Origin of the sequence: Clostridium mucosae, assembly GCF_024622765.1 — a bacterium.
Classification (GTDB): domain Bacteria; phylum Bacillota; class Clostridia; order Clostridiales; family Clostridiaceae; genus Clostridium.
Window position 1 is genome coordinate 22,238 of record NZ_JANKAF010000006.1, and the last position, 21,500, is coordinate 43,737.

Here is a 21,500-nt window from a genome sequence, read left to right on the forward strand (position 1 = left end):
ATCTATTTAAATTCTCAATCTTAGTTAAATATCTATTACTATTATTTTTTATAGCTAAAATAGTAATTTTTCTATTTTCTTCTGATTTTAATCTGTTCTTCTACAAATTTTCTTCAGTTTACATTTGTTGCAATTGAAAATTTTTTCTTATATAATATAAAACATCTCATTTTAAATAAAGTATAAATTTATTTAAAATATTCTAGGAAGGTACCGCATTATGATAAATTACAATAATAAGAAATATGTATGCTTACTAGACTTTGCAATGGATTTTATAAGAGGTAAATGGAAATCTCTTATTTTATGCCATCTTTATGATGGCCCAAAGAGATTTTTAGAACTTCAACGCTTTGTAAAGGGAATAAGTCACAAAGTATTAACTGAAAATTTAAAAGAACTTGAAATAGATGAGTTAGTTATTAAGATGAATTATGATGAAACTCCTCCTAAAGTTGAATATTATTTAACTGAAAAAGGAAAAGAAATTACTAAAATTATAAAAGAGCTTGAAGTCTGGTCTGAAAAGTATTATCCAAATATCAATAGAAATCCCTAAGCACTATCTTACGAATAATAAATATCTATATTATTTTTTTACATTAAAAAATATGACTCAAAATTATATACAATATCATATAATAATTAGAACTCTTATTGGAGGTATATATTTTATATGAGTAATAATGATTCATTTGATGATATTGAAGAGTTTATAAAAAACTTGGATATAAACCTTGCAGAGCTCGAACGAACTGGCGCTACATTTCTTTCAGTAGGATATGCTTTTTTTGCATATGCTGCAAATGTTGATATACATGATTTATTAACTAATAATAATACTGATGTAGCTTCTGCTGAAATCACACTACAAGGTCAACAACTCGTATTATTAGGCTATATTTTCTTATGGGTCGTAGCTATAAAAAGAGTTTATTCTAGAAATTTAAGAACAAATAATATGGAAGAAAATGTTAATATTTCTCCATATATAAAGTTAGCTAACGCCTATCTCTTAAGTACTTATGCAAACACATTAAGGCTTGAAGCTTTTACGGAAATAGCTAACTCTGAAGAAAATGGAGAAAAAAATGAAGAAGGAAATGAGGAAGTTATTGAATAACTAAATCAATTATTATTATAAATACTTAGTAATTTAAATTGATTTATTATTATCCATACTTCCTATTTTTTTAATAAAAGTAGACATATGTAAATATAATTAATATACTATCTTTAATCATTGCTTTCAGATTTTCTCTCCAACTCATTCCATTTGTTATTCATTTGATCCCTTAAGTTTTCTATATCTGAACTTGTAATATACTCTTGAACAAAAGAATAATCTAATCCTGATAATCTTCTTAAAGTTTCATACCATTCCCGAATCTTTCTATCTTCTTCTGTTTGATTTTTTATAGTATCACCATGTATATCTATTGGAATATTATATGCTTCCAACTCTTTTATTAAATCCCTGTTTCTCAAGTTTTCTTTCAAAGGAGATAATATATTTACCGCATTTGCATAACGATCTTCTTCAAATAAAAACTTTAGGAATGCTTTTGATAACTCTGGGTATTTTGTGTTTTTAGCAACTCCGATCTTATAATCTCCATAAACTTTTATGTATTTACTATCTGGTAATGGAAACATGCCTATATCATCCATATTCATTCCTATATCTTCTAGTTGATATTTAAAATCTGAATTCCAAAATATCATAGCTACTTTTCCATTTTTAATGTCTACCTTACTTTGTTCCCATTCATAATTTAGTAAATTGTCTTCACAATAATTATTTTGATAGATGTTTCTTACAAAATTTAAAGCTCTAAAAATCCCGCTATTGTCACTTAAAATATCCTCATTATTTAAGATTATATTTTTTTCAAGTTTCACATCGAATAAATATGGTGCTACATCTATCCAAGTATTCATAGTCCAAACTTGCTTATAGTTTAATGCAATTGGGATTATTTTATTATCTTTTATAGCTTTACATAAATTTAAAAATTCTTCATTAGTCTTTGGGAGTTCATTTATGTTTAATTTTTTAAATACGCTTTTATTATATATAATTCCGTTCCATGAAATTGATGTAGTTAAGTTGTAAAGCTTACCATCGCTACCAATACCGGTGCTATAATTATATATATTATCTTCTGTGAATCCTAAATCATCCAAATCAAAAAAAAACTGAGAATATTCACTTGCTTTTATAGCACTAGGGATTAAAGTTACATCTGGCAGTTCTTGAACCATAGCTCTTCTTTGAAGAATCTCTTCTGCATCTCCTATTAATTCTAAGTTCACCTTAACCTTTGGATGCTCTTCCTCAAACTCTGATATTAAAGTTTTAAGTTCTTCTTTTTTATCAATTCTATTACTAACAAATGTTATTTCTCCCGCTAATTCTTTATTCTCATTTTTTAAAATATTCCCTTCAGCTTTATCTTCTTTAATAATTTTAACTCCAAAAAAAGTAGTTATAATAGCCATGATTACCATGATAGAAATCTTTATTTTTTTATTTTTCATTGACCTAACCTCTTTCATAAAATAATGGATTCTAATTATTTCTAAAGCTATTTGGTGTATATCCTGTTACTTTTTTAAAAGCCCTTCCAAAAGTTATTGCATCATTATACCCTACCCTTACTGCTATCTCATAAACTTTTAAATTTGTTGTTACCAATAATTCTTTTGCAATCTTTATCCTGTATTCAGTTAAAAATTCATAAAATCCTTCTCCAACTTCTTTTTTAAATAATTCAGATAGATAATTTTGGCTTAAAAAAACCTCATCTGCTACCTCCTTAAGAGATATATTTTTATTAAAATTATTTATTATGTATTGCTTAGCAAGTTTTATAACAGTTAAATTTGTATTAATATTACTCTCTTCTTCAATAACTTTATTTTCATCTGATAATTTTAATAAATATTTTCTTGCTTTACTTTCATAATATATTGTATTTCTAATTTTTCTAAACCTTATTGATTGGTCCTTTAACTTATATAATTCATCAGTTTGCTCCATTATATAGACATTTATATTTTTCTCTACAAATATTTTCACCTCATTTTCAATGTAATTGTTTACTCCTTCATCAAAAGCACTTTTAGTGATATCTAAATAAAACACTATATATGAGTTTCCTTCAAAATTAAAATATATATATTCAATATAGATACATCTAGTAACAATATTTTTTATATATTTTTTCAATAATTCTTTTTGTTTTTTTGCATTCTCGACTATAATAAGCTTGTACATATAATTTTCATTAAGCTGTATATCTTCTAAAAAGGACTTATCGCTTCTATAATTCCATTCAGAATTTGAAAATAATATATGTCTAAAAAAATCTTTTTTTAATATCTCTATTGATTTATTAAATATATTATCTTGCTTTGTATTCTCTTTAATTTTAACTTCTGCTTCAGAGATTACTTTTTTTAATTCATCTTGTTTAATAGGCTTTAATAAGTAATTAAACGCTCCAAATTTCATAGTATCTCTTACATAAGTAAATTCATCATATCCACTTAGCACAATAAATAATGGAGGATTGTCTATCTCTCTTACTGATTTTTCTATTAACTCACTTCCAGTCATTATAGGCATTTTTATATCAGTTATAACTAAATCTATTTTATTATTTCTTAGATATTCGAATGCTACTAATCCATTCTGAAATTCTGATAAAACTTCATACTCTGGAAATAGCCTATTAATTATTTTCTTTAATCCTAATCTAATAATTTTATCATCATCTACTATCAATATCTTCATCTTTACACCTACTATTGAATATTTTTTCAGTTCATTATATATTTATTATATATTAAATGTTTACATTTTAGAAGAATTATACTTTAATAAAATAAAATATATACTTTTTAAAGAAGTTAGGTGTAAATTATGTTTTCTTATAAAAATTTATCTATAAAAAAGTTAACTCTAATTATTTTTACTTGTCTTTATTTAATCTTTTTACTTGTTACTACTTTTAATTTATATTCTTATTCAAAGTATGAATTTAACAAAACTGAAAAATTAATAAAAAACTTCAATATTAGCTTTAGTAACCAAATAGAAGAAAAAATAAACACTATTTCTGATGTTTCTAAATATCCTTTACTTATACCAGAAATAAGTACGTTGCATCAGACATTGAGAGATACTGAAAATTTTCAAATATCACATTATAACTACTTAAAATATCTTTGTGAAATGATGCTAATTCAAAATAATTATATAAGTGGAGCTTATATTTATGATTTAAAAGGCATGGGTGCATTTGCAAGCAGAAACAGTTCTCACTATAAACTTATAAATCCACTTAATGAAAATTGGTTTCAAGAAAGTTTAAGTTCATCTTCTGCTACTTCAATTTTTGCAAATATTAATTCTAGTAGTATTTTCGATATAGACTATTCAAAAGGTAAAAATCTTATACTTCTTACACGAAAAATAATAGATATTAATACAAACCAAATTACAGGGATGCTTTTAGTTACTTTATCAACTGAAGAGTTTAATAATATATTAAACTATGATTTACCATTTAATAATGAAGCTATCTCAATTTATAGTTCTAGTGGTGATTTAATTCTATCAACAAATAAAGAAGAATCAGAATTCAACTATTTTGACAAAGTAAATTTTAATAGTTCTGAGCCGTCAATAAATTATATATATGAAGATGCACCTTATGTTATTTGTTCTAATCCAGTTAATATTTCAAATTGGATAGTAATTAATAAAATACCAAAGAAAGATGCATTTAAACTAGATAATTTATACATTATCTTTTTAATTACTAACATACTATTTTTTCTAATTTCATCAATAATACTGTATCTATTCTTTACAAAAAGAATTTTTAATCCAATACAGTATCTTATTAACAATATGTCTTCAAACTCTATAGAAAATAATTTAAATAAAAACTTTAGATATGATAAAGATGATGAGATTGGTAAACTTGTTAATTCGTATAATGACATGAAAGGTCGTATTAATAGTTTAATAAATATAAACTATAAGAATCAAATAGAGCAAAAGGAATTAGAGCTTCGCCAGCTTCAAAATCAAATCAATCCTCATTTTATATATAACACTTTAGAATCAATTCATATGATGGCGGAAATTAATGATGATTTAGAAACCTCAACTATGGCAGAATACTTTGGTTCAATAATAAGATATAGCATGAATAGAAAAATTAATACAGTAAAGCTAAATCAAGAAATGGAAATAATAGATAATTATATTTACTTACAAAAAATAAGATTTGATCAGCTTTTTACAATAGAAAATATTATCCCCGAAGAATTACTCAATTGTGAAATAATTAAGATGATAATTCAACCACTAATTGAAAATGCTATTTACCACGGATTAAGTAAATGTGATAGTAATGGGAAAATAATAATTCAAGGTCATCATATAGATAATAATTTATTATTAACAATATCTGATAATGGCATAGGCATTGAAGATGAAAATTTGAAGGATTTAAATGATTATATTAATGATAAAAATAATAAATTCAGTAGCATAGCATTAAGAAATATAAATCGTAGACTAAAACTTAATTATGGGAAAGACTACGGACTTGAAATATTTAGCGTATATGGCAAGGGTACCTCAATGGTACTAACATTACCTTATATAATAAAATAAATAAAAATTCCACAGTATAAACATCTTATTTTTACACTGTGGAATTTATTATAGTTAACTTATATACTATATTTTCACTACTTTACAAGTTTTAAATGAATTAATTTACCTTTGAAATCTCCATGTAAATTAGTTAAATTAATTCCAGCATTCATTAATGCTCCACCAGAAATAATTTTTCCAGTTTCTTCACTTTTATAGAATCTATCTTCTAGTAATCCTTTTAATTTTATTCTTCTGCTATGGTAATTTGGTCTTCCAAAAACTTGCACACAAGTTACTAAAACTTCACTCTTATCTTTAGAAACTACTGACCAAGAATCAAAAGAATTATTTTCAGAAAAGTTTTCTATTCTATAATAGTCACCAGTTCTTACTAAGTCATTATACTTGTGATACATTTCTATTTGTTTTGGGATCATATCTCTATCTTCTTGTGGGATTCTTGTTACATCAAGCTCGTATCCAAAAGTACCAGCCAAAGCTACATAGCCTCTAGTTTCAAAAGGTGTAGTTCTTCCAACTGTATGATTTGGACAATCACTAACATGCGCACCTATAGCTGAAAGTGGATATACCATAGCTGTTCCCTCTTGTATTTTCAATCTTTCAATTGCATCAGTATCATCTGAACACCAAATTTGAGGACTATAATAAAGCATTCCAGGATCAAACCTTGCCCCTCCACCAGAACAGTTTTCTAATAAAATATGTGGAAAATCTTTAGTTAATCTATCCATCATATCATATACTGCCAAAACATATCTATGGAATAATTCTCCTTGGTTTTCTGACTTTAATCCAAGGCTTCCCAAGTCTGTTAGTTGCCTATTCATATCCCATTTCACATAAGTTATATTTGCACTAGATAAAACTTCTTTTATACTATTATATATATAATCTACTATTTCTTTTCTTGATAAATCTAATACATATTGTTCCCTACATAATGCAGGCTCACGACCTGGTATCTTAATACACCAATCTGGATGTTTTCTAAATAGCTCTGAGTCTCCTGATATCATTTCTGGTTCAACCCATATTCCAAACTCCATACCAAGTTTGTTCACTTCATCAACTAAATTTTTAAGCCCGCCATTTATTTTGTTTTCATTTACAAACCAATCTCCTAATGATGAATTATCAGCATTACGCTTCCCAAACCAGCCGTCATCCATAACAAGCATTTCTATTCCTAACTTAGATGCTTCTTTTGCAATAGATAACAGTTTTTCTGTATTAAAATCAAAATAAGTTGCTTCCCAATTGTTTATTAATATTGGGCGCTTTTTATCTTTATATTCGCCTCTTATTAAATGATTCCTATATAGATCATGGAAGGTTCTTGTCATCTTTCCTATACCTTCATTTGAATAAACCATAACTACTTCAGGTGCTGTAAATTCTTCATTCTTATTTAATATCCAATTAAAACCTTCTGGATTTATTCCCATTACAACTCTAGTTGTATTAAATTGGCATCCTTCAATTTGTGAAAAGAAATTTCCTGAATAAACAAAATTAAATCCATATACATTTCCATAATCATCTGTTGCTTTGCTATCTAATAATGCTATAAATGGATTATCTTGATGACTTGATTCTCCTCTTATAGTTGATACAACTTGTTTTCCATAACCAATTTTCTTTCTTTGTACATGCCTTTCTCTAGCCCAAGATCCATGAAGTGATATCATATCATAATCCATACCATCAAAATCAATGCAGGTAGATAATACCTTTGTTAAATTAATTTCACCTTCACTTAGGTTTTTAACTTTTACACTTCTTGTAATAACATCTAAATTCTCAAAAGTAGTATAAACAAGTACAACTTGTAAATCTAAATATGTATCTACACAAGTTATTTCAAGGCTTGTACACTCATTTTCATTTCCAAATGTAGCAGGTAACCCTTTAAGCTCTCTTTTCCCTTTATAAATTTCATGTGATTTATATTCAAGCTTTACTTCTGAATGTCCATTCTTATCCTTAACCCTTATTGATGATTCTCTAAAGTCTCCGATTCCATGAGTTGAGTATTCAAAAGGGAAACTATCATAAAAGGATACTCTATCTCTATTATTTTTAGATGGAATATATGGTGGCTCTTCAATCCTCATCAAATAGTTTATATCTTCATCAATTACTTTTTTACCAAAATAAACATGTCCTAAAAATTTTTCTTCATCTACAATAGAAATAATATACGATGTATCTTTTGAGTCAAGCTTAAATACATTATACTTTTCTATAAATCTAATACCCATATTCTATACCTCCATATATAATATAAATTTACTTTCAACTTAATTATAACGTTTACTTAAAAATATCATAAATATTAATCATGTTCAATACTATTTAAAAATCAAATAATATTTGCAGTAACATCTTATATATTGTTTATATTATAAAAGCACAGTATCAATTTATATAATCAATTTAATTATATAAATTAATACTGTACCTTTAAATCATTTTTATTAAATTCTATTTATCTTTTACTTCATGTTTAATATACTTTTGTATATATATCTTATTAGCAAAAGCCATTACCATTGATCTTACTATCTCAGATTCAATTGTAACTTTCCTTGCTGAACTTGGCTCTGAAAAATCTCTTGTAGTAAATACTGATTTTAGCGCCTTTTCAAGTTCTACACAAAAAAAGTCATACGCCTCCTCTATAGGGCAAGTATCTATTTGCTTTCTAATTAAATAACATATTTCTTGTAATGTAAATACTTGCTTTAATGTGCAAACTACAATTAAGTAAGCTAAATGTTTTTCATCATATCTTTTATCTTTTGGAGGATAAACTACCTTTTGTTTCACATAATTATTAAGCATTGTAGGTGTTAATAATTTTTCTTCATTATTAATATTTATTTCTTTTAATACATCTTCTATATATACAATGACTTGGTCCTTATATAAAGAAACTTTTGGCAGTTCATTAAACCTTGGGCAATGAAACTCTAAAATATTTCTATGAACTCCACACTTATTCCCTTTACCCATACTGCCTCTCCTATTTTTATAATTATTTTAATAAATCATGTTTTTTTATTACTTGTATCGCAACACATCCTGGTCCACCTTGAGTAGTAAATGCAGGACTTAACAACTTAATTTCTATATCTGCATCTTTAATGTCTTCTAATATAATTTCTTTAGTCTCGTTTGCTAAATCTTCTTTGCAAGCATGAGAAATATAAATCTTATAATTAAAATCAATATTTTTCTCTAAAAATACTTCAGTTATCTTTTTAACTGCTTTTTTATATGTACGCTTAGTAGTAAACTTTTCAAGAGATTTACAGTCCTCTGAAAGAGTCATAACTGGTACTAATTTAATGGCACTTCCAATCTTACCAACTATAGATGACACTCTTCCCCCTCTTACTAAAAAGTCAAAGTCATGAGGAATTAAAAATGAAGTTGATGTTTCAATAAATTTATTTAATTCATTTACTATTTCACTTCTTGTGTATCCAGCTTCTACAAGCTTAACAGCCAAGTCAACTAAATATCTATGTGGTCCACATAAAGTCTTTGAGTTAATTACATCTATACGCTCTGGATTATTATCCATATTTCTTGCCATAAATGCTGAATTATATGTACCTGATAAACCATCTGCCATTGAAATATTTATTATTTCATCTTCTGGATATTTACTATATAAATCTAATACATGTCCAATAGATGGCTGTGAAGATTTAGGAATATGACCTTCGTTAATAATATCAATAAACTCTTTCGTGTTTATATCTTCATACTCCCTATATGTTTTGTTATTAATGCTAACTGAAAGAGGTGCAATATCAATATTATTAGCTTGTCCCTCTTCTATAGAATAAAGTGTAGATGAGTCTGATACAATTTTTATCATCTTTTTTTCTCCAATTTCGTATTTTAATCTAAAATATGTAGTTTTAAAAACTATTTGTTTCAGATTATCATACTAAGTAATCGATGTCAATGATAATATATAAACATTTTGAGAAGTTTTTTTCTATTAATATAATTTATTCTAAAGCACTAAAAGCAATTTAATTTAGGAAACTTCAATCGAAGTTTCCCTCATACATTCTAAATTATATATTGCAATCTTCCATCCATATGCCATATATTTTACGTAATATAAACTTTAGTCCCTTCAGGAATATTATCATATATCCATTTTGCATTTTCCTTAGCCAATCTTACACATCCATCTGATAAAGCCATTCCAAGCCTTCCATCTCTTACACTACCATCTAAATTATAAATTATTGAGTGAAATAAATAATTTCCTTTAAACTGTGTATAATACCAACATTTATATCCTTTCTCAACTCCAAAATACAATCCTTTAATCCCTATACTAAATGTTCCCTTTGGTGTTGGAGTAGCCTTTTTTCCAATAGTACATATATAGCTATGAATAAGATTCCATTTATTTGTTGATCCTTGAAATATGTTGACTTTAAACTTTTTAGTATCTACCCATATAAAATATTTAGTTGGACTAGAAAAACTACCGGAATTAACAAATGCAATGGCACTATCACTATAATCTTCTCCTCTACTTATTATAGAAAAAATTTTATTAATCATTTTCAAAATACTATCTCCCAAATAAATACTTTCTAATTATACTATTCAGATAGAATTAATTGATGAAAATAAATATATATTTTTTTATAATTATTTATCATACTACCCATTAACCATTCATTTGACATTCTATAGTAGTTAATATAATGAATCATTTTTATTATGATATAAAAAATTATGATATATTTCCCACTTTAATAATAAATTTATCTTTTTATAAACTTGTCATAATATTCTATACTTTCCTTTAATACTTCCTTATTATATTAATGTTTTATTGTCAAAGACTTACTTTCTTACCTTTGCTTTTATTTAACTTATTAAGTAAACTCATCATAATAACTTAAAGGAGGATGATGCATATGTGGGGCTTTGAAATTAAGCTCTAGGTGTGGTTATTTAAATATCTCATATTATGAGTATATTCACCTTAACTTTATAGAGCTTAATAAACTAACTATATTATTTTAATTATATAAATTATTAATTAAAACACATATATTATATAAAGTTAATGAAAGAGGTATTTATTATGTCAAATTTAGCATTTAAAGTCTATGAAAGAAATATAAAAACAAATCAAAGTAAACTTAGAAAAACTGGACAAATCCCTGGAATAATATATGGGGAATTCCTTGATCATACTATCCCAATAAAAATGTGTAATGCAGAGCTTAGAAGAATGCTTAGAAAAAATAATAGTGGATCTATTATAGAAGTTGAATTAGATAATAAAAAATTTAATTGCGTAGTTAAAGATGTTCAGAAAAATGATCTACATGAAATTTTACATGTAGATTTTCAATATATTAAACCAAATGAAATTATTAAAATGAGAATTCCTATAAAAATTATTGGACAAGAAAATCTAGAGTCTAGGAGGTTAACATTAGAAACTCATAACTTATTTATAGATTTGCAAGGAAATGTTGAAAAAATTCCTGAATCTATTGAAATAAATGTTTCTAGTATGAATGTTGATGATAAGGTCTTAATCAAAGATATTGTTATTCCAGAGGATATAACAATTTTAACTGACCCTAAAACTCTATTAGCTGTAGTAAGTAGTCAATATATTTAATTCTATTTTATTTTTTAATATCTATAAAAAGAAAAAGCTATACACTGCACTGTATAGTTTTTTCCATGGCAAAATATACTTTAATTTTAAGAAGTTATGAACCTTATACTATTAGCTAGAATAATTATCTAGAGTAGAACTCAACTATTAGGTTTTCATTAATTTGTATTGGAATTTCTTCTCTTAATGGATATCTAGTATATACAGCCTTAAATTCATCTAAGTTAGATTCTATGTAAGGTAAAGTATTCACATGTCCATTTATGTTTGCAATATAATTTGGAGATTTTCTTGCCTTTTCTGTTAAAGAAATCTCTGTGCCTGGGTCTACCTTATATGATGGAATATCAATCTTCTTTCCATTAACTAATATATGTCCATGATTAACCATTTGTCTTGCAGCTCTTATAGAATTAGCAAATCCCATTCTATATACAAGATTGTCTAATCTTGATTCTAATCTTATTAATAAAGCTTCCCCAGTTGTTCCTTCTTTTGTTTTAAAGGCATCTTCAACATATTTTTTAAATTGCTTTTCTAAAACTCCATAGTAAGCTCTTAATCTTTGCTTTTCTAATAGTCTTACACCATATTCTGATAATTTTTTGTCTGATCTACTTGTTCCCTTTACAGCTCTATTCATAGCTTTAGGATGTCCGGAAACATTTAAGCCAAGTCTTCTACACTGTTTAAATCTTGGGCCTCTTTCTCTAGCCATGGTTTCCCTCCTCTTTAAAATTAAATTATGTTGATATAATATCACACCTTTTCAGTAATTGAAAATCATTATCATTTAGTTTAAGCTTATTATCTTAGTTTATTTTTAAATTCCTTAATATTTCTCGCTAATTGATAATCTTTATCATCGATATTATACCATAGCTCTATTTTCAATTTTATCTTATCCATCACTATAAATATTATTCTGCAAATCTAATTCTATATTTCTTTATTTATATTAATTTTTAGCTATTTTCATTATTTCTATAGCATGATTAGTTAATGTTTCAAAATCTCCTGAGTTTACCATATCTTTATTAGTTATATAATTACTAATTCCAGCACCTACAAATCCTAATTTTAAAAATTCTCCTAAGTTTTCTGGAGTGACACCAGCTGCTGCTATAAATTTAACATTATTTATTGGCCCTAATATATCTTTAACATATTTTAATCCTAAAGTACCTGCTGGGAACAGTTTTACAAAATCTGCACCAGCCTTATGAGCAGATAAAATCTCTGTTGGAGTCATAGCACCTGGTATAGTTACTAATCCTAATTCATTTGCTAGCTTTATTATTTCTGAATCTGAATTTGGAGATAAAATATATTCTGCTCCTGAATTTTTTGCAGCCTTAACTTGTTCAGTTGTAATAACTGTTCCTGCTCCAAACTTAACTTTGCCACTAAATTTAGAATTTAATTCTTTAAGTGCTTCTGAAGTTTTTTCTATACACTTTTCGTCACCTTGATCAAATGTTACTTCTACTAGCTTAACTCCACCTTCATACAACGACTCTACTAGTTGAACTAGCTTTTCTCCATAAATCCCTCTGCAAATTGCAATTATTTTATTTTCTTCAATAAAATTGATTATATTTTTTTTCATTTTGTACACCTTCTAAATATATTTTTCTATTGTTTATCTTATTATAACACTATTTTTATTAATTTAATTTAAATGTCTTTATAAACCTATTATATTATATATCAAATTTAATTAAATTAAAAAGAGCTTGAAATTAAATCCAAACTCTTTTAATAAATTATTAGCCTATATTAAAGCTCATCACCATTACTATCTATAACTTTTTTATACCAGTCAAAGCTCTTCTTTTTTCTTCTTTCTAATGTTCCATTTCCTTCGTTATCTTTATCTACATATATAAATCCATAACGTTTTTTCATTTCCCCAGTTGAAGCAGAAACTATATCTATACATCCCCATGGTGTATATCCTATTAAATCAACACCATCTTTAATAGCTTCTTTCATTGCTTTAACATGTTCTCTTAAATATTCAATTCTGTAATCATCATTTATAGATCCATCTTCTTCTACTTTATCAACAGCACCTAAACCATTTTCTACAATAAATAAAGGCTTTTGATATCTATCATATAAAGAGTTACAAGTTATTCTAAGACCTAATGGATCTATTTGCCATCCCCATTCTGAAATTTTTAAGTTAGGATTTCTAACAGTTTTAAAAACATTCCCTGCAGTTTGGCCTTTTAGCACTTCTGGATCTGAACTTGCACATCTGCTTGAATAATAACTGAATCCAATAAAATCTACTGTATTGTTTTTTAATATTTCTTCATCATTTTCTCCAAACTCTATTTCAATTCCATTTTCTCTTAAAAATCTTTTTGCATATCCAGGATATTCCCCTCTTGATTGCACATCAATAAAGAATAAATTTTCCCTATCCTTTGCTTTTGCTAATAATACATCTTCTGGATTGCATGAGTAAGGATAAAACTCTCCTGCTGCAAGCATACATCCTACCATTGAACCTGGCATTATTTCATGTGCCATTTTTGTAGCTAATGCACTTGCTATAAGTTCATGATGAGCTGATTGATATTTTATTTGAAGTTCATTATCACCTTCTTCAAATCTAACTCCTGCTCCCATAAAAGGTAAATGTAATATCATATTGATTTCGTTAAATGTCATCCAGTATTTAACCTTATCTTTGTATCTTGTAAATATAGCTTCACAATAATTTAAGTAAAAATCAATAAACTTTCTGTTTTTCCATCCACCAAACTCTTCAATAATTCCAATTGGTGTATCAAAATGACAAATTGTAACTACTGGGTCAATTCCATACTTAATCATTTCATCAAACATTGAATCATAAAATTTTAATCCCTCTTCATTTGGAATAGTTTCATCTCCATTTGGGAAAATTCTTGACCATGCAATTGATACTCTTAAGCATTTAAATCCCATTTCTGCAAATAATGCTATATCTTCTTTATATCTATGATAAAAGTCTATAGCTTCATGTGAAGGATAATATTCATTTTCTAATGGTCTTAAAACATCTATTTTCCCTTCCATAACTTTACGTCTATTTGCTCCTGCTGGACAAAGATCAACAGTTGTTAAGCCTCTTCCACCTTCTTTATATCCACCTTCACATTGGTTTGCAGCTAAAGCTCCTCCCCATAAAAAGTTTTCTGGAAATCTATTGAAATCTTTAGTCATAACTAATTCCTCCTCTATTTTTTAAAGGAAGTATCTATAAATTCTTCTTTAGATACTTCCTTATATTTTCATAAGTTTTAAATTTAATTGTTTTCTAGTTATTAAATAATTAAATCTTTCTTAGTAAGAATGAATTATTTTATTATAAACTCAAATTAATTTCACCTTTTAATAAATTTAGTCAACTTCATTTTTATTAAAACTTATATATTAAAGAATACTTATAATAGTATCTCCAGCCTTAGCTGCTTTTAAGTTCATAGGTAAAACTTCTAAATAATCCATAGTATTTGTAACTATAACAGGTGTTGTTAATTCATAACCTTCCTTTTTAATAGCTTCCATATCAAATTCTACTAAAGTATCTCCAATATTCACTTTATCTCCATCTTTTACAAATGATTTAAAGTGTTTACCTTCTAATTGAACTGTATCCATACCTACATGAATTAAAACCTCTGCTCCATCATTTGATTTTAACCCTATAGCATGTTTAGTTTTGAACATCATTTCAACAGTTCCATTTATCGGTGATACTACTTTACCCTCTATTGGCTTAATTGCTATTCCTTTTCCCATCATTTCTGATGCAAAAGTTTCATCTTTAACTTCACTTAAAGGTACTATTTCTCCATTTATTGGACTAGCAATAGTAATTGCATTACCTAGAGCCTCTTTATTCATATTTTCATCACTCTTATCAACTACTTCAGTATCAGTAACTTCTTCTTTATCTCTATATAAGATTAAACCTGCTGCAAATGATACAGCCACACTTATTACAGCTCCTATACAAGCATATACAAAGTTCATCATTGTTTCTCCACCAATATAGCTTGGTAAAGTTAAAAATCCTGGAGAACCACCTGAATAGTTTGATACACGGAATAATCCTAAGAACAGACCACCAATTGCTCCTCCTATCATAGATGCATATAATGGAGTTTTAAATCTTAAGTTAACACCATATAAAGCTGGCTCAGTAATACCACATACCGCTGTAATACCTGCTGAAGATGCTAGTTGTTTGATTTCTTTATTCTTAGTTTTAAGTGCTACTGCTAATGCTGCTCCTCCTTGAGAAACATTTGATGCTAACATTCCTGGGTAGATTATTGTATCATATCCCATAGTCATACGATTGTTTATTCCTATTGGTATAAGCCCATAATGAGTTCCTGTCATAACTAATAATGGAGTTAATCCACCTATTAAAGTAGGTACTAACCAGCTAGCATAAGATTCTAAAGTTTTTATAGCTAATCCTATTTTATCACTAATTATATATCCTAAAGGTCCAATTACTACTAATAAAACTATTCCTGTAACTAATGCTGTAATTAATGGTTTTGTAAAGAATTTAATTGCTTTTGGTGATACTTTATCTGCAATTGGTTCAACATATGACATAAACCAAACACCAAGTATTATTGGTAAAACACTTGAGCTATATGATGCTAAAGAAATTGGTAATCCAAATACTGATATAGATGTTCCTGCTTCTTTTGCTGTATTTACCATTGTAACAAATGTTGGATGAAGCAACATTCCTCCAAGCATCATTGCTAAGTACTGGTTGCATTTAAACTTCTTAGCTGCTGAATTTGCAAGAAGTAAAGGTAAGAAATAGAATGCAGCATCTGCCATAAAATTTATAACTTGATAACTTTGAGAATCCGTAGATACTAATTTAAATGCAGTTAATAATGCAAGAACTGCCTTCATCATACCTGCTGCCGTTATTGCTGGTAATATAGGTGTAAATATACCTGTTATTGTATCTATTACCTTTGCAATAGGTTTACGATCATCAACTTCATTAGATCCATTGCTATTTCCATTTTCAATATTGCTAATTTTGATAATTTCTTTGTAAACATTATTTACATCATTTCCTATTATTACTTGATATTGACCGCCTTTATCAACAACTCCCATGACTCCTTGAGTGTTTTTAAGAGCATCTGTATTTGCCTTCGATGTGTCCTTTAAGTTAAATCTTAATCTTGTTGCACAATGTGTTAAATTTGATACGTTTTTTTCTCCGCCTACTTTTTCTAATATTGACTTAGCTAAATTTTCATAATTCATAGCTTAATTCCTCACTTTCAAAATTTAAATTATTTAAGTTTTGAAGAATTAAGGTTTTGCCTGATCAAGTCAGTTACAATCCTATGAAACTTCCGGTTAACAAATTAATTTTCCTGCTATCTCCTCCGAACATATTTATTTATCAGTATATAATAAAAAACCTAAATTAACTCATAAATATCGTACTAATGAATATAAATAAATCTTGATAATACGCAAGTATAGTATAGTTCATTAGCTAAATTTTAATCATTAATTTAGGTTTTGCCTGATCGAATCAGTTACAATCCTAAGTAAAATTTAAATCTATATTAATTTTTAATAATTCTCTTTTACAACTCTCGCTGTATGTACTATTAAATATAGTTTTTCTTCTTTTGTTAATTCATTATTAAATTTTTGTTTTATAAATCCTTCTATTTTTCTTGTGCACTCATATGATTTTGGATATTTATTCTTAATCATTTCAAATAACTCATTATCATTATCTTCATAGTATTTTCCATTAACTAATCTTTGTGCAAAGAATTTTAAATGAGTAATAAATCTATAATAATTAATTGATTCTTCGTCAAAATCAATATTAAAATGATATTTTACAATTTTGAGAATTTCATTAATTAAATTTATAATATCAACTATTTGAGGCATATCTTGACTTAATTCACCATTTAAAATATGAAGTGCTATTGATGCTGCTTCATCTTCTGGCAACTCTATATCCACTTTACTTTTTATGATTTCCAATGCCTTAAGTCCAATTTCAAATTCTGATTTATGAAGTCTTTTTATATCCCAAAGCATTACATTTTTCATTTCTAAATTATTTTTATATCTGTTTATAGAAAAGCTTATATGATCAGTAAGTGTTAAATATATATTTTCATTTAGTTTTGTTCCTAATTTTTCTTCTGCATATTTAATTACTTCTTCAGCAATTTCTAGATTTTCTACAGGGATATCATTTACTAATGCAATTAACTTATCATTAATGCTTTTATTCCTTAAAACAAATACCTTGTCTACTTTTTCCTTATCAACTTCATCACCCTTCTTCTTTTGAAAGGCTATTCCCCTACCCATAACAACTGATTCTTCATTGTTTTCATTTATAATTGTAATAACATTATTATTTAACACTTTGTTTATTAGCATATCTCTAATCTCCTTCATCTTAATTTTTTATTAGAAATATTTATCTTCTATAAAAAATAATCTCATTATATATTTAGCTTATTAATAAGATTTATTCTATTTTCGTATAAAAAAACCCAAATCAATATCAAATGGTTATAGTTTCTCCACTATAACAAATTTGGTATCAATTTAGGTTTTGCCTGCTTTCCAGTAACAATCCGTAAATGGATCCGTATTTAATATGGTTATATTCTAATACAATGTGTAAACATTGTCAACACATTTTACATATTAAATTACCACAAAAATATTACATATTCCGAGTTTTTTTAATATCAATTTATAAGAATTACTAATATTATTCTACTAACTAAGATTGCTTATAACATTCTAGGGATGACAGTCACTATTTTTTCAAGCAATCATTAGGATTTAATTTTATATTTTCCCATCTTCCATTGCTATTTTGAACATATTGAGCTACTTCAATATCATAATCATTAGTTAGGGTATAAAATTGTATTTTATAGTTTTTATTGTCATTTCCCAGGAAATATATATTTTTAACATATCCATCAACTTCTGTTTTGCCCATCTTCTTAATAAACTTACACCAGTTTCCATATTCTATTTCAACTTTTGCAGTTGCATCATATACCCATCCATGATATGGTGCACAAAGATAATTTTCAGGAGTAATATTAATATCTGACATTTTATATTCATTTTCAATTTTTCGCATTTCTATAAATCCATAATAATAAACAAAACTTGCTACATTGTTTTCTAAAGCTTGCATTGCTTCGATTTCATAAAAATATTTTAAATTTTTATTATCACTTTGAACTTCTTTATACTTAATTAAACTAATATGAAATATATTATAAAAGGAATCTTTATACTCACTAAAACTTACCTTTTTCTTATATTCATCATCAAAAAAATTATAAGCTATTGGATAAGGTCTATCACCATTACCTATAGAACCACACCCTAAGTATTTATTATCCACAGGATTAGCTGCTTCCCTTAAAAGAGAAAAATAATTTAAAATAGTATCTTCTGGGCTCCTTATATACTTGCTTGTTATTGATATATCTTTTACTTCTTTATCATAAAAATCATCCATAAGTTCAATAGCCTCTTTATTATTGTTTAACACTGGAAGCTTTGATGGTCTAAAATATTTTTCATTATTTATTGTTGTCATTACTTCTTTTTCGTGTTGTTCTTCTAATTCTTCATTTATAACAAATGCTCCTGCAATAAAATCTTTTCTATTATTTAGTGCTATGTATTTATAAAATATAAGTCCAATACAAAATAAAGCTAATAAACATAGTAATAAACAACCTTTTCTCTTTCTAATATAAATTACCATTAAAAACTCTCCATTTAATAAATATCTATTATAATGTTTATTCCAAATAAGTTTGAAAATTACTTAATTTATTGCGAAAGTAAAAGACGACGTAGTATCAGAAATATATTTAATGTGAAATTTATTCAATTTTAAGTAAGCTTTATTACCTTGAAAAAGTTAATCTCTTATTTTTACAAAGGGGGTCGCGAAACGCGACCCCCTTTATGCTTATATATTAATTTTTTCTAAATGGTATCACAAAACGTTATATCCTTTAAGTTATTTATTTTATTTACTTAAAGTAATTTTTAAATATAATTTTTTATCTATTATTTACATATGCATAAAACTAAATATTTTTAATATTATTTGTAAAAAAGGAAGCTCTAATTTATTTCGAGCTTCCTTTTTATCAACTGCACTAGAATTTATTTTTATACATCTCTTTGATTGTCATAATGTAATTTGTAAGCTTTTATTAAGTTAAAGAATTTTCCTCTTCAGCAACTTTGTTTAGAGCTCGTAAAAATATTTCTGTTGGTTGAGCTCCTGATACTGTAAACTTTTCATTGAATATAAAGAATGGTACTGCATTTATTCCATAACGTCCTGCCAGTTCTTCATCGCCTCTTACTAAATCACTATATTTATTACTATTTAATACATTTATTGCTTCTTCTTTATTTAATCCAACACTCTCTGATATTTCAGCCAATGTATTAAAATCACTTACGTTTTTAGAATCTGTAAAATATGCTTTAAATAAAGCTTCTGTCATTTCCTCCATCTTACCATATTCTTTTGCAAAATGAATCATTCTATGAGCATCAAAAGAGTTTGTAGGTATTAAAGTATCAAAATTGTATTCTAATCCTAATTCTTTTGCTTGTCTTACTATATTATCATTATTTAACTTAGCCTCCTCATAAGTAATCCCATACTTACTAGCAATAAGTTCATGTATATTTTTATCATTGTGCTTTTCTGCACCAGGATTTAATTCAAAACTACGATATATAACTTCTACATCTTCCTTTTTCTCAAAGTTTTCTAAAGCTGCTTCAAATTTGCGTTTTCCTATATAACAAAATGGACAAAATATATCTGACCAAATTTCAACTTTCACTTCTCTTCCTCCTTACTGTATAGATATTTTAATTGATTATTTGTATATTTTTAATTATCTCCAAATTATTTCTGCATTTTTCCTTGGGGTAGTTCTTAAATACTTTATATTAGGATATCCAATAACCATACAAGTTACAATTTGTTTACTTTCATCTAAACCTAAATAATCCATTATCTTTTTATTTCCTTGTGCCGCTCTAATAAAGAAACCACTAAAGAATGTTCCAAGTCCTAATGCATTAGTCATAAGTTCCATATTTGAAGATGCAAGCGCTCCATCTACTTGTGAATTAGATACTACAAGTACTACTGCTGGGGCATTAAAGAATAATCTATCCCCTTTTTTCGGATCAACTTTACAATCTTCATACATTTGTACCCACATCTCTGCATAATTTTTAAGCTTCATAGTTTCTTCTGTTAAATTATTAAGTATCCCTTTCCCCATTTGATTTAAACTTTCTAAAGCCATTTCTCTTAATTTATCAATTCCATCTTTTATAACTATATAAGATACACCTTGACTATTGCTTCCTGTTTGAGTAAATCTACCTGCTTCAATAATTTTTAGAAGTTTTTCATTTTCTACATCTTTATTTTTAAAATTTCTTATACTTCTTCTATACTTGATAAAATTAAGTAAATTATCTTCATCTATTTCAAACTCTTCTTTATTATAGTCTTTCACGTCATCCATATTATATTCATCTGTTGATACTGCATTTTTAGGACAAACTGCTATGCAATGACCGCATTTAAAACATGCAATATTATTTATATTAGCTTTCCCATCAACTAGGTTTATATCTCTTACTATGCAATCATTAATACATAAACTACATCCAATACATTTTTCTTTATCTACTTTCATCATAATATATTCCCCCATTTTCTTTTGACATAACTATAAATAAATTTTATAATTATTTATCATATTAAATTAAATCCAAAATTTTATATTGTGATTATATCATTATAAAATAACATATGTCTAATTGATAATTTTCATAAAACTATAACTAATAGTTATAGTTTTTATATGATTACTATAACCTTAAAAAGTACTATACTTTTGCTACATTAATTTTCTTTTATAATTCCATTAGCTAATAAGTTTTTAAACTGCCTTGTAAATTTAAATTAGATTAACTAATCTTATAAATATAATCATATACTTTATC

18 protein-coding genes are annotated in these 21,500 nt (G+C 26.5%); 4 read left to right on the top strand and 14 right to left on the bottom strand.

Going from position 1 to position 21,500, the window contains the following annotated elements:
• Positions 1-220: 220 nt before the first annotated feature.
• Both NSA50_RS08635 and NSA50_RS08640 read left to right on the top strand, forming a co-directional pair.
• Positions 221-559 (top strand): winged helix-turn-helix transcriptional regulator, encoded by a 339-nt coding sequence (locus tag NSA50_RS08635; protein WP_195262990.1) that lies wholly within the window; start codon positions 221-223, stop codon positions 557-559.
• A 117-nt stretch (positions 560-676) separates the two neighbouring features.
• Complete coding sequence (locus NSA50_RS08640) at positions 677-1,123, top strand: hypothetical protein (RefSeq protein ID WP_195262989.1); 447 nt, start codon at positions 677-679, stop codon at positions 1,121-1,123.
• A 113-nt stretch (positions 1,124-1,236) separates the two neighbouring features.
• Here the strand turns inward: NSA50_RS08640 and NSA50_RS08645 are convergent, their stop codons facing one another.
• Together NSA50_RS08645 and NSA50_RS08650 are read right to left on the bottom strand one after the other, a co-directional pair.
• On the bottom strand, positions 1,237-2,541 hold the full coding sequence (locus NSA50_RS08645) for an ABC transporter substrate-binding protein (RefSeq protein WP_257444448.1): 1,305 nt from the start codon (positions 2,539-2,541) through the stop codon (positions 1,237-1,239).
• A 31-nt stretch (positions 2,542-2,572) separates the two neighbouring features.
• A complete protein-coding gene (locus NSA50_RS08650; RefSeq protein ID WP_195262987.1) occupies positions 2,573-3,799 on the bottom strand; it encodes a response regulator transcription factor in 1,227 nt (408 codons plus the stop codon).
• A gap of 129 nt (positions 3,800-3,928) precedes the next feature.
• On the opposite strand from NSA50_RS08650, the gene NSA50_RS08655 reads away from it, so the two are divergent.
• Entirely contained in the window at positions 3,929-5,695 is a 1,767-nt protein-coding gene (locus NSA50_RS08655) for a sensor histidine kinase (RefSeq protein ID WP_195262986.1), read from the top strand.
• 77 nt (positions 5,696-5,772) lie between these two features.
• Here NSA50_RS08655 and NSA50_RS08660 read toward each other — a convergent pair whose 3' ends face one another.
• The 4 genes from NSA50_RS08660 to NSA50_RS08675 all read right to left on the bottom strand — a co-directional run bounded on the left by NSA50_RS08660 (position 5,773) and on the right by NSA50_RS08675 (position 10,300).
• Positions 5,773-7,965, bottom strand: coding sequence for an alpha-galactosidase (locus tag NSA50_RS08660; protein ID WP_195262985.1), 2,193 nt, complete (start codon positions 7,963-7,965; stop codon positions 5,773-5,775).
• A 223-nt stretch (positions 7,966-8,188) separates the two neighbouring features.
• The gene (locus NSA50_RS08665) at positions 8,189-8,719 is read right to left on the bottom strand and encodes a DUF1836 domain-containing protein (RefSeq protein ID WP_257444452.1); all 531 of its coding nucleotides are present in this window, start codon (positions 8,717-8,719) and stop codon (positions 8,189-8,191) included.
• Between the two features lie 22 nt (positions 8,720-8,741).
• The gene (locus NSA50_RS08670; protein WP_195429771.1) at positions 8,742-9,593 is read right to left on the bottom strand and encodes a DegV family protein; all 852 of its coding nucleotides are present in this window, start codon (positions 9,591-9,593) and stop codon (positions 8,742-8,744) included.
• Positions 9,594-9,835: 242 nt separating this feature from the next.
• Positions 9,836-10,300, bottom strand: coding sequence for a L,D-transpeptidase (locus NSA50_RS08675; RefSeq protein ID WP_257444646.1), 465 nt, complete (start codon positions 10,298-10,300; stop codon positions 9,836-9,838).
• Positions 10,301-10,832: 532 nt separating this feature from the next.
• Between NSA50_RS08675 and NSA50_RS08680 the strand changes: the two genes are divergently transcribed.
• On the top strand, positions 10,833-11,381 hold the full coding sequence (locus NSA50_RS08680; protein ID WP_257444455.1) for a 50S ribosomal protein L25: 549 nt from the start codon (positions 10,833-10,835) through the stop codon (positions 11,379-11,381).
• Positions 11,382-11,505: 124 nt separating this feature from the next.
• Here NSA50_RS08680 and rpsD read toward each other — a convergent pair whose 3' ends face one another.
• The 8 genes from rpsD to NSA50_RS08720 all read right to left on the bottom strand — a co-directional run bounded on the left by rpsD (position 11,506) and on the right by NSA50_RS08720 (position 21,193).
• Positions 11,506-12,099 (bottom strand): 30S ribosomal protein S4, encoded by a 594-nt coding sequence (rpsD, locus tag NSA50_RS08685; RefSeq protein WP_257444457.1) that lies wholly within the window; start codon positions 12,097-12,099, stop codon positions 11,506-11,508.
• Positions 12,100-12,339: 240 nt separating this feature from the next.
• Complete coding sequence (locus NSA50_RS08690; protein WP_195262979.1) at positions 12,340-12,990, bottom strand: bifunctional 4-hydroxy-2-oxoglutarate aldolase/2-dehydro-3-deoxy-phosphogluconate aldolase; 651 nt, start codon at positions 12,988-12,990, stop codon at positions 12,340-12,342.
• Positions 12,991-13,160: 170 nt separating this feature from the next.
• Positions 13,161-14,600 (bottom strand): 6-phospho-beta-glucosidase, encoded by a 1,440-nt coding sequence (locus NSA50_RS08695; protein WP_257444460.1) that lies wholly within the window; start codon positions 14,598-14,600, stop codon positions 13,161-13,163.
• 210 nt (positions 14,601-14,810) lie between these two features.
• Positions 14,811-16,691, bottom strand: coding sequence for a beta-glucoside-specific PTS transporter subunit IIABC (locus tag NSA50_RS08700; RefSeq protein WP_195429775.1), 1,881 nt, complete (start codon positions 16,689-16,691; stop codon positions 14,811-14,813).
• 318 nt (positions 16,692-17,009) lie between these two features.
• The gene (gene licT, locus NSA50_RS08705; protein WP_257444463.1) at positions 17,010-17,846 is read right to left on the bottom strand and encodes a BglG family transcription antiterminator LicT; all 837 of its coding nucleotides are present in this window, start codon (positions 17,844-17,846) and stop codon (positions 17,010-17,012) included.
• Between the two features lie 388 nt (positions 17,847-18,234).
• Complete coding sequence (locus NSA50_RS08710) at positions 18,235-19,209, bottom strand: hypothetical protein (RefSeq protein ID WP_257444465.1); 975 nt, start codon at positions 19,207-19,209, stop codon at positions 18,235-18,237.
• Between the two features lie 460 nt (positions 19,210-19,669).
• On the bottom strand, positions 19,670-20,317 hold the full coding sequence (locus NSA50_RS08715; RefSeq protein ID WP_257444467.1) for a DsbA family oxidoreductase: 648 nt from the start codon (positions 20,315-20,317) through the stop codon (positions 19,670-19,672).
• Positions 20,318-20,371: 54 nt separating this feature from the next.
• Positions 20,372-21,193, bottom strand: coding sequence for a nitroreductase family protein (locus tag NSA50_RS08720; RefSeq protein WP_195429783.1), 822 nt, complete (start codon positions 21,191-21,193; stop codon positions 20,372-20,374).
• Positions 21,194-21,500 lie beyond the last annotated feature (307 nt).

What these genes read in the sequence shown, in the direction of transcription:
- NSA50_RS08640 (WP_195262989.1), top strand. Translation starts at nt 677, where the DNA reads ATGAGTAATAATGATTCATTTGATGATATTGAAGAGTTTATAAAAAAC.
- NSA50_RS08665 (WP_257444452.1), bottom strand. Translation starts at nt 8,719, where the DNA reads ATGGGTAAAGGGAATAAGTGTGGAGTTCATAGAAATATTTTAGAGTTT.
- NSA50_RS08650 (WP_195262987.1), bottom strand. Translation starts at nt 3,799, where the DNA reads ATGAAGATATTGATAGTAGATGATGATAAAATTATTAGATTAGGATTA.
- NSA50_RS08645 (WP_257444448.1), bottom strand. Translation starts at nt 2,541, where the DNA reads ATGAAAAATAAAAAAATAAAGATTTCTATCATGGTAATCATGGCTATT.
- NSA50_RS08720 (WP_195429783.1), bottom strand. Translation starts at nt 21,193, where the DNA reads ATGATGAAAGTAGATAAAGAAAAATGTATTGGATGTAGTTTATGTATT.
- NSA50_RS08635 (WP_195262990.1), top strand. Translation starts at nt 221, where the DNA reads ATGATAAATTACAATAATAAGAAATATGTATGCTTACTAGACTTTGCA.
- NSA50_RS08695 (WP_257444460.1), bottom strand. Translation starts at nt 14,600, where the DNA reads ATGACTAAAGATTTCAATAGATTTCCAGAAAACTTTTTATGGGGAGGA.
- NSA50_RS08660 (WP_195262985.1), bottom strand. Translation starts at nt 7,965, where the DNA reads ATGGGTATTAGATTTATAGAAAAGTATAATGTATTTAAGCTTGACTCA.
- NSA50_RS08710 (WP_257444465.1), bottom strand. Translation starts at nt 19,209, where the DNA reads ATGGTAATTTATATTAGAAAGAGAAAAGGTTGTTTATTACTATGTTTA.
- licT (WP_257444463.1), bottom strand. Translation starts at nt 17,846, where the DNA reads ATGCTAATAAACAAAGTGTTAAATAATAATGTTATTACAATTATAAAT.
- NSA50_RS08670 (WP_195429771.1), bottom strand. Translation starts at nt 9,593, where the DNA reads ATGATAAAAATTGTATCAGACTCATCTACACTTTATTCTATAGAAGAG.
- NSA50_RS08655 (WP_195262986.1), top strand. Translation starts at nt 3,929, where the DNA reads ATGTTTTCTTATAAAAATTTATCTATAAAAAAGTTAACTCTAATTATT.
- NSA50_RS08680 (WP_257444455.1), top strand. Translation starts at nt 10,833, where the DNA reads ATGTCAAATTTAGCATTTAAAGTCTATGAAAGAAATATAAAAACAAAT.
- NSA50_RS08690 (WP_195262979.1), bottom strand. Translation starts at nt 12,990, where the DNA reads ATGAAAAAAAATATAATCAATTTTATTGAAGAAAATAAAATAATTGCA.
- NSA50_RS08700 (WP_195429775.1), bottom strand. Translation starts at nt 16,691, where the DNA reads ATGAATTATGAAAATTTAGCTAAGTCAATATTAGAAAAAGTAGGCGGA.
- NSA50_RS08675 (WP_257444646.1), bottom strand. Translation starts at nt 10,300, where the DNA reads ATGATTAATAAAATTTTTTCTATAATAAGTAGAGGAGAAGATTATAGT.
- rpsD (WP_257444457.1), bottom strand. Translation starts at nt 12,099, where the DNA reads ATGGCTAGAGAAAGAGGCCCAAGATTTAAACAGTGTAGAAGACTTGGC.